Here is a 2,032-nt window from a genome sequence, read left to right on the forward strand (position 1 = left end):
AAATACCTCTCCTTCAAAAGGATAAACATAAGCGTTATGGCCAGCCGTGACCGGTAAAGTCAGGCTTTGTCCTGCGTCTAACTGCACATCCAGATACAGAGGTTCAGTCGATAAGCCAAAAATAGGACCACGCACTGTTTTACCATTGACCACTGTTTCGCCCGCTATCACTTTGACAAAACTTTGCTCTGTTAACTGCTCTAAAGGAATATCTGTCGCCGGGATATCGACATAAGCGGCTTCTTTCATTTTTTCTGCGGCTGGCAAATTAATCCACAGTTGAAAACCACGCATCAGACCAGATTCCTGCTGCGGCATTTCAGAGTGAATAATGCCACGGCCTGCTGTCATCCACTGCACACCGCCACTGGTTAAATGGCCTTTATTGCCCAAATGATCTTCATGCAACATATGACCATCCAGCATATAAGTCACAGTTTCAAAACCACGATGCGGGTGAGCAGGGAAACCGGCAATATAGTCGTCAGCTTTATCGGAGCCAAAAGCGTCCAGCATTAAAAATGGGTCCAGACGCACACCCTGGCTTTGGCCCAGGCTACGTTTAATTTTTACGCCAGCGCCGTCAGAGGCCAGCATGGCAGGGATCAATTGTTTTAAAGTACGGGCTGTCATATCGCTTCACCTGTGCAATAGTCTGTTGATAAAGTTATTAAAACAGCTCTTTTAGCTAAGCAATAGCGGATTGTTTTGTATGCATCATGTCAATGACTTAGGGGGCTTTTGTCGTCCTTGAAGCTGCAGCTTTGTTGGCTGCGCTCTCTCACCCCAGTCGCATAGACAACTATGCTCCCGGGAATTCGTTTACTTGCCGTCGCGCTGCAACGTCAATGACTTAGGGGGCTTTTGTCGTTCCTGAAGCTGCAGCTTTGTTGACGAAAGGGGTGATTCTAAAGTTCGCCCCGACGGATTAATGGGCCTCCAGCTTAAATAAACCCAGGGCCAAAGCCGTATTTTGCTCATGTTTAAGCAACCAGTCTTTACGCTCTAAGCCGCCAGCGTAGCCCGTTAAAGTGCCATTGGCGCCTATCACTCTGTGGCAGGGCACGATAATAGTCAGCGGATTACGGCCATTGGCCGCCCCTACGGCCCGCACTGCTTTAGGGTTATTCAGCGCCTGGGCTATATGGCTGTAACTGCGAAGCTGGGCAAAAGGGATTTTGCTCAGTTGCTGCCAGACGGCTTGCTGAAATTCGGTACCCTGAGCGGCTAGCGGTAAATCAAATTGCTGCAGGCTGCCTGCAAAATAAGCATCAAACTGAGCTTTGCAATCGAGCAGCAGAGTGTCATTGCTCTGATCCGGTGCCTCGCTGTTGTCTCTGAATAACACCGACTCTATGCCTTTAGCATTGGCCGTCACCACCAGAGGCCCCAGAGGGGTGGCAAATTGCAGTTGTTTCATTCGGTTGTCTCCTTTAACGCGGGACGGGATAAACTAAACCAGAGCTGAAAGGTCGCATAACTGCGCCAGGGGGCCAGTTGCTCTGGGGTGATATCAGCATGGCGTTTCAAGGCTTTTTGTACGCCTAAATCACCGCCCAACCAAATATCCGGATCGGCAAGTCCACGCATTTTGCTATAGGCCACAGTCCAGGGCCCTATACCTTTAAGTTGGAGCCAGTCATCCGGTGTGCTTTCTGGCTCTGCGATCACTGTCGCTGCCAATTGTTTTAACGTGTCGCGTCTGGCCTGTGGTACTTTGAGCATCAACAACTCGTTGTGACTGATAGCTTCTGCTGTTGGAAACAGCTTTTTCTGTGGATCATCAGGCAAAGGTTCTGCCAATTCAGCGAGTAAACGATTGAGCTGAGTGCGAGCTCCCTGCACACTGACTTGCTGGCCTAAAATAGCCCTTACGGCCGCTTCAAACGGGCTCCATAAGCCAGGCAAACGTAAACCAGATTCCAGGCTATCGCCAAACACTGCTGCAAGTTGTTGCTCTATCTGCAGCATATTGGCATCTAAATCGGCCAGTTGGCGGATACGTTGCAGCACAGAAGTAAGCTCCTGCTGG

General features: G+C 49.9%; 3 protein-coding genes. All 3 read right to left on the reverse strand.

Annotated elements, in window-relative coordinates; translation table 11 throughout:
- Window positions 1-633, reverse strand: a 633-nt coding sequence (locus SD53_RS12625; RefSeq protein ID WP_046520565.1) for a pirin family protein, incomplete at its 3' end; no start/stop codon positions are given.
- Window positions 634-928: 295 nt separating this feature from the next.
- Window positions 929-1,420, reverse strand: a complete 492-nt coding sequence (locus tag SD53_RS12630) for a methylated-DNA--[protein]-cysteine S-methyltransferase (protein ID WP_046518413.1) — start codon at window positions 1,418-1,420, stop codon at window positions 929-931.
- A partial coding sequence (locus SD53_RS12635; RefSeq protein WP_046520566.1) for a DNA-3-methyladenine glycosylase family protein occupies window positions 1,417-2,032 on the reverse strand: 616 nt, incomplete at its 5' end. The genes SD53_RS12630 and SD53_RS12635, both read right to left, overlap by 4 nt.

This window comes from Rheinheimera mesophila, from assembly GCF_000986865.1.
Taxonomy (GTDB): domain Bacteria; phylum Pseudomonadota; class Gammaproteobacteria; order Enterobacterales; family Alteromonadaceae; genus Pararheinheimera; species Pararheinheimera mesophila.